General features: G+C 42.2%; 6 protein-coding genes. All 6 read left to right on the top strand.

What is annotated here, in order from left to right; translation table 11 throughout:
* Window positions 1-625 precede the first annotated feature (625 nt).
* The 6 genes from rpmH to mnmG all read left to right on the top strand — a co-directional run bounded on the left by rpmH (window position 626) and on the right by mnmG (window position 6,413).
* Window positions 626-760, top strand: a complete 135-nt coding sequence (gene rpmH, locus M0696_RS20995; protein ID WP_003178075.1) for a 50S ribosomal protein L34 — start codon at window positions 626-628, stop codon at window positions 758-760.
* 151 nt (window positions 761-911) lie between these two features.
* Window positions 912-1,262, top strand: coding sequence for a ribonuclease P protein component (rnpA, locus tag M0696_RS20990; RefSeq protein WP_041521115.1), 351 nt, complete (start codon window positions 912-914; stop codon window positions 1,260-1,262).
* Between the two features lie 144 nt (window positions 1,263-1,406).
* Complete coding sequence (gene spoIIIJ, locus M0696_RS20985; RefSeq protein ID WP_044059167.1) at window positions 1,407-2,192, top strand: YidC family membrane integrase SpoIIIJ; 786 nt, start codon at window positions 1,407-1,409, stop codon at window positions 2,190-2,192.
* A complete protein-coding gene (gene jag, locus M0696_RS20980; protein ID WP_222142438.1) occupies window positions 2,189-2,815 on the top strand; it encodes an RNA-binding cell elongation regulator Jag/EloR in 627 nt (208 codons plus the stop codon). Before spoIIIJ ends, jag begins: the two co-directional genes overlap by 4 nt.
* A gap of 311 nt (window positions 2,816-3,126) precedes the next feature.
* Window positions 3,127-4,506 carry a tRNA uridine-5-carboxymethylaminomethyl(34) synthesis GTPase MnmE gene (gene mnmE / locus M0696_RS20975; RefSeq protein ID WP_014115897.1) on the top strand — a complete coding sequence of 460 codons (1,380 nt, stop codon included), beginning with the start codon at window positions 3,127-3,129 and terminating at the stop codon, window positions 4,504-4,506.
* Between the two features lie 20 nt (window positions 4,507-4,526).
* Window positions 4,527-6,413, top strand: a complete 1,887-nt coding sequence (mnmG, locus tag M0696_RS20970; RefSeq protein WP_222142437.1) for a tRNA uridine-5-carboxymethylaminomethyl(34) synthesis enzyme MnmG — start codon at window positions 4,527-4,529, stop codon at window positions 6,411-6,413.
* Window positions 6,414-6,416 lie beyond the last annotated feature (3 nt).

Below are 6,416 nucleotides of genomic sequence, written 5' to 3'. Positions count from 1 at the left end.
TTCCAGCACGTCCCTCCTTTTCATAGAAAATGGTGTCTTTCTCTGTTATAGAACACAAAAAAAGAGCAAATGGCGCTTGCCATTCGTACACATTAAATGTTGAAAACATATAATATAGTAGATAAATAGCTTTTCGACAAATTTCACAACTTGTGGACAACATTCTACACAAGCTGTGTGAAATCAATCCACAACTTATCCACACTTTGTGGATAAAAGGGAAAGGCAAGATTAGTAATCAAGAGTTAAAACACAAATATAATACCAAAATAAATGAGAGCTTGCAATGGTTGTCACAATCTTATCCACAAAGCGGACAACCTGTTGAAAAAATCTTGTCCACAGTGGTTGGTAATGTGAAAATGTTGTCGATAACCTCTGTGGATATTGAAAAAAGGCAAAAAAGATATCCACATACGTTATTTTAGAGGCAAATTGTTTGGATTTGTCTTTTTTTCGTTAAATTAAGGAATCTGAAAAATAAGGTTTCGAAAGTTGAAAAGGTATGGTATCCTATTATGGTTGCAAGAAATAAAAGCACTAGTGAAGTTGACAATGAATAGGTAACGCAAATATAATAATTAAGACTGTCTTTAGCAGCTATTCCTCGAGGGAGGTGTCATAAATGAAAAGAACATTCCAACCGAATAACCGTAAACGCAGTAAAGTTCATGGCTTCAGAAGCCGTATGAGTTCAAAAAACGGTCGTCTAGTTTTAGCACGCCGTCGCCGTAAAGGCAGAAAAGTATTATCAGCTTAGGCCACTGAATAATGTCAGTGGTCTTTTTTCACATTATGGGAAAAGATAGATGTGATGCGTGATGAACTGGGGGATGCCCCCTAGTTCTGATGCATCGCATTTTCATAATAAATTTTAAAAGTTTCTGCCAGCCAGTATCGGAGTGAGTCATTTGAAGAAGCGAAATCGTTTAAAGAAAAATGAAGATTTTCAAAAAGTGTTTAAGCATGGGACATCAATAGCGAACCGCCAGTTTGTCTTATATACGCTTGATCAGCCTGAAAACGATGAGCTGCGCGTCGGGCTTTCCGTCAGCAAAAAAATTGGCAACGCTGTGATGCGAAATCGGATCAAACGTTTGATTCGGCAGGCTTTTCTTGAAGAGAAAGAGAGACTGAAGGAAAAGGATTACATCATTATTGCCAGAAAACCGGCGAGCCAGCTGACATATGAGGAAACGAAAAAAAGCCTGCAGCATCTATTCAGGAAATCTTCATTATATAAGAAATCTTCGTCAAAGTAGGCATTGTCACTGCTTTCTTACAACTTTTAAAAGCGCTTCCTTTCTGGTTGATCAGAAAAAGACACCATTTAAAACTGAAAGATGCTAAAATACATACAAGTATGCTTTGCAATAAAAGAGTGTAAAGATTAATTATAGGAGGAAATGTTGTTGAAAAGGAGAATAGGGTTGCTATTAAGTATGGTTGGCGTATTCATGCTTTTGGCTGGGTGCTCGAGTGTGAAGGAGCCAATCACTGCAGATAGTCCGCATTTTTGGGACAAGTACGTAGTATATCCATTGTCTGAGCTCATTACGTATGTAGCGAAATTGACGGGAGATAACTATGGACTATCAATTATTCTTGTTACCATTTTAATTCGTTTATTAATTTTACCGCTGATGATTAAGCAGCTGAGAAGTTCGAAAGCGATGCAGGCTTTACAGCCGGAAATGCAAAAGCTTAAAGAAAAATACAGCTCAAAGGATCAAAAAACACAGCAAAAGCTTCAGCAGGAAACAATGGCTTTATTCCAAAAGCATGGTGTCAATCCGTTGGCGGGATGTTTCCCGATTTTAATCCAGATGCCGATTTTAATTGGATTCTATCATGCGATCATGAGAACACAGGCGATTTCAGAGCATAGTTTCTTATGGTTTGACTTAGGAGAAAAAGATCCTTTCTATATTCTTCCTATCGTTGCCGGTGTTGCTACATTTGTTCAGCAAAAACTGATGATGGCGGGAAATGCGCAGCAAAATCCGCAAATGGCGATGATGCTTTGGATTATGCCGATTATGATTATCGTATTTGCTATCAACTTCCCGGCGGCTCTTTCTCTTTATTGGGTAGTCGGTAACTTATTTATGATTGCACAAACTTTCCTCATTAAAGGACCAGATATTAAAAAAAATCCTGAGCCGGAAAAAGCCGGAGGAAAGAAAAAGTGAGGAGTGTGACTGCTGCAGGGCGAAATGTCGATGAAGCAGTACAGTCTGGATTGCAAGAGCTGGAATTAACGAAGGATAAGGTAGAAATTACCGTTATTGAAGAGGGAAACAAAGGGTTTCTCGGTATTTTCGGTAAAAAGCCGGTGGTCGTAAAGCTGGTTGAAAAGATTGATCCGATTCAGCAAGCGAAGTCTTATCTTCAAACAATTGCCGAAGCGATTGCCGGGAAGTCTGATGTGACTGTTCAAGAAAGCAAAAAGACAGTGAGTTTCCATATAACAGGTGAAAAAGCGGCCTTGTTGATTGGGAAAAGAGGACAAACCTTAAATGCCCTTGAAACTTTGACACAGCTTGTCCTTAATCGTTATCCAGGCCAATATAAAAATGTGACGGTGGATGCAGAAAACTATCGTTTGAAAAGAAAAGATACACTGAGTCAGCTGGCAATCAGGCTTGCAGACCAGGTCCTGAAAACGAAAAAAGCAGTTCATCTTGAACCTATGCCGTCCAGTGAAAGAAAAATCATTCATGATACTCTTTCTGGATATGCAAATCACCAGATCAAAACATATTCAATGGGTGAAGGCGAAAATCGCCATCTCGTTATTTCCCATAAAAGATAGCATAAAACCGAAGTCCGATAAAAAGCGGATTTCGGTTTTTTTGTATGAGAAAAATCTATTTTTCCTAGTCATATCAAGCTTTTGCCGTTTAAGTTTTTTCTTTTTAGGTGTATCCTGTTGATAAAAAGGAAGTTCAGGAAATAAAATTAATTGTTATTCACATGTGGATAAGTTAAAGTAATAGGAGGCGAATTCCTAATTCTGTGGATAACACATCTTCCACTTCGAACCAAACTATGTTATCTTTTAGTTTTGGCATAATAAAAATTTTTTTATATAGATGAAAGTATAAGTAAAGAGAGGTGAACAGCATGGATACAATTGCAGCAATTTCCACTCCGATGGGAGAAGGCGCGATTGCGATTGTACGGTTGAGCGGACCAGAAGCAATTCAAATCGCAGATAAAATTTATAAAGGGCCGAAGGGAAAAACACTCAGCTCGGTCGAATCACATACGATTCATTATGGTCATATCGTAGACAGACCTTCGGATCGTGTCGTAGAGGAAGTAATGGTATCAGTGTTAAAGGCACCGAGAACTTTTACACGTGAAGATGTCATCGAAATTAACTGTCACGGGGGAATTGTGACTGTGAACCAAGTGCTTCAGCTCGCATTGAGAGAGGGAGCGAGACTGGCAGAGCCTGGTGAATTTACGAAACGCGCGTTTTTAAACGGCCGAATTGATCTTTCACAGGCGGAAGCGGTTATGGACTTAATCAGAGCGAAAACGGACCGGGCAATGAACGTCGCCATGAATCAAATGGAAGGGCGTCTTTCTGCTTTGGTGCGCCGTTTACGCAGTGAGATTTTAGAAACGCTGGCTCACGTTGAGGTGAATATCGATTATCCGGAGTACGATGATGTAGAGGAAATGACGCATCAGCTTTTGGTTGAAAAGGCAACCGCCGTGAAAAAAGAAATTGAGGCGCTGCTGAGGACTTCTGAGCAAGGAAAAATCTTGCGGGAAGGTCTTTCTACTGTCATTATCGGCCGGCCGAATGTAGGAAAATCATCTCTTCTGAACAGCCTCGTTCATGAGGCAAAAGCCATTGTAACCGATATTCCAGGAACGACTCGGGATGTAATTGAGGAATACGTTAATGTAAGGGGCGTTCCACTTCGTCTGGTTGATACAGCAGGTATTCGTGAAACAGAGGATATTGTTGAACGAATCGGTGTTGAACGTTCTCGCCAGGTTCTAAAGGAAGCGGACCTGATTTTACTCGTGCTTAATTATAGTGAAGAGCTTTCTGAAGAAGACGTGAAGCTTTTTGAAGCCGTTGAGGGCATGGACGTTATCGTGATTATGAATAAGACTGACCTTGAGGCGAAGATTGACAGTGAGCGTGTCCGTGAGCTTGCCAATGGACGTCCTGTTGTCACGACATCTCTATTAAAAGAGGAAGGCGTCAATGATCTGGAAGAAGCGATTCAATCGCTGTTCTACACGGGTGCCATTGAAAGCGGAGATCTGACTTATGTCAGCAACACACGTCATATCTCTATTTTACAGCAAGCAAAACGTGCCATTGAAGATGCGCTTAGCGGCATCGAACAGGATGTCCCGATCGACATGGTGCAAATCGACCTTACAAGATGCTGGGAGCTTTTGGGCGAAATCATCGGAGATTCTGTCCACGAAAGCTTAATTGATCAGCTCTTTTCACAATTCTGTTTAGGAAAATAATAAAAGGAGGAACTAGAATCATGGGGTATGAAGCAGGCCAATACGATGTGATTGTGATTGGCGCCGGGCATGCCGGTGTTGAGGCTGCCCTCGCATCTGCACGCCAAGGCGCCAAAACGCTTGTCTTGACCATCAACTTAGATATGGTTGCATTTATGCCATGTAATCCGTCTGTCGGCGGCCCTGCAAAAGGGATTGTCGTCCGCGAAATTGACGCGCTCGGCGGAGAAATGGGCAGAAACATCGATAAAACGCACATTCAAATGAGAATGCTGAATACTGGAAAAGGTCCTGCGGTCCGTGCATTGCGTGCCCAAGCAGACAAATTCCAATATCAGCACGAAATGAAAAATACGCTTGAAAAAGAACCAAACTTAACATTGCTGCAAGGAATTGTGGAGCGGTTGATCGTTGAAGACGGCGAATGCCGCGGTGTTATTACACAAACCGGCGCGCATTATCGTGCGAAAGCAGTTGTCATGACGACAGGGACATATTTAAGAGGACGAATCATTCTTGGAGATCTGTCTTACTCAAGCGGTCCGAATAACCAGCAGCCTTCTATTAAGCTTTCTGAGCATTTGGAGGAACTGGGCTTTGACCTTGTTCGTTTTAAAACAGGTACGCCGCCTCGCGTCAAAAGCGACACGATTGATTACAGCAAAACGGAGATTCAGCCTGGTGACGATGTGCCTCGCGCTTTCTCATATGAAACAGTGGAATATATTACAGACCAGCTCCCTTGCTGGCTGACATATACAAGCCCTGAGACACATGAGATTATTGACAGCAACCTGCACCGTTCACCGATGTATTCCGGTATGATCAAAGGGACGGGTCCAAGATACTGCCCGTCTATTGAAGATAAAGTTGTCCGTTTTAATGATAAACCGCGTCACCAGATCTTCCTTGAGCCTGAAGGCAGAAATACGCAGGAAGTCTATGTCCAAGGGTTATCTACAAGTCTTCCAGAAGATGTACAGCAAAGAATGCTTGCGACGATTCCTGGTCTTGAAAACGTGCAAATGATGAGAGCCGGCTATGCGATCGAGTACGATGCGATCGTACCGACACAGCTATGGCCGACACTTGAAACGAAAAAAATCACAAACCTTTACACTGCAGGCCAAATTAACGGAACTTCCGGTTATGAAGAAGCTGCGGGACAAGGAATTATGGCGGGAATCAATGCAGGACGAAAAGCGCTTGGAAAAGAAGAAGTGATTCTGAGCCGTTCTGACGCCTACATTGGTGTTCTGATTGATGACCTTGTGACAAAAGGAACCAATGAACCATACCGTCTTTTGACATCACGTGCTGAATACAGATTGCTTCTTCGCCATGACAATGCTGATTTGCGTCTGACAGAAATCGGACACCGCATTGGATTGATTTCTGATGAGCGATATGCAGCTTTTGAGAAGAAAAAAGCGGCGATCGAAGCGGAGAAAAAACGTCTGCACTCTGTGATTATCAAGCCTTCTCCGGAGAATCAAGAATATATCCGTTCTCTTGGCGGAAGCGAACTGAAAGATGGAGTTCGCGGCACAGACTTGATGAAACGTCCTGAAATGAACTATGAAACAGTCACAAAACTGGCGCCGCCAGAAGTGCCGGTTTCGCAAGACGTGGCAGAACAAGTAGAAATCCAAGTAAAATATGAAGGATATATTGAAAAATCCCTTCAGCAAGTGGAAAAACTGAAGAAGATGGAAAACAAAAAAATTCCGGATCGAATTGATTATGATGCAATTAAAGGGATCGCGACTGAGGCGCGTCAAAAACTGAAACATGTGCGTCCTTTGTCTGTTGCCCAAGCTTCCCGCATTTCCGGTGTAAACCCGGCGGACATTTCAATTCTATTGGTGTATTTAGAGCAGGGACGCATTGCGAAGATAGCCGAATAGAAA

Source organism: Bacillus rugosus, from assembly GCF_023238245.1.
In the GTDB taxonomy this organism is placed as follows: Bacteria; Bacillota; Bacilli; order Bacillales; family Bacillaceae; genus Bacillus; species Bacillus rugosus.
Note: the sequence above shows the minus strand (reverse complement) of the source record. Positions and strands in the feature narration are given on the sequence as shown.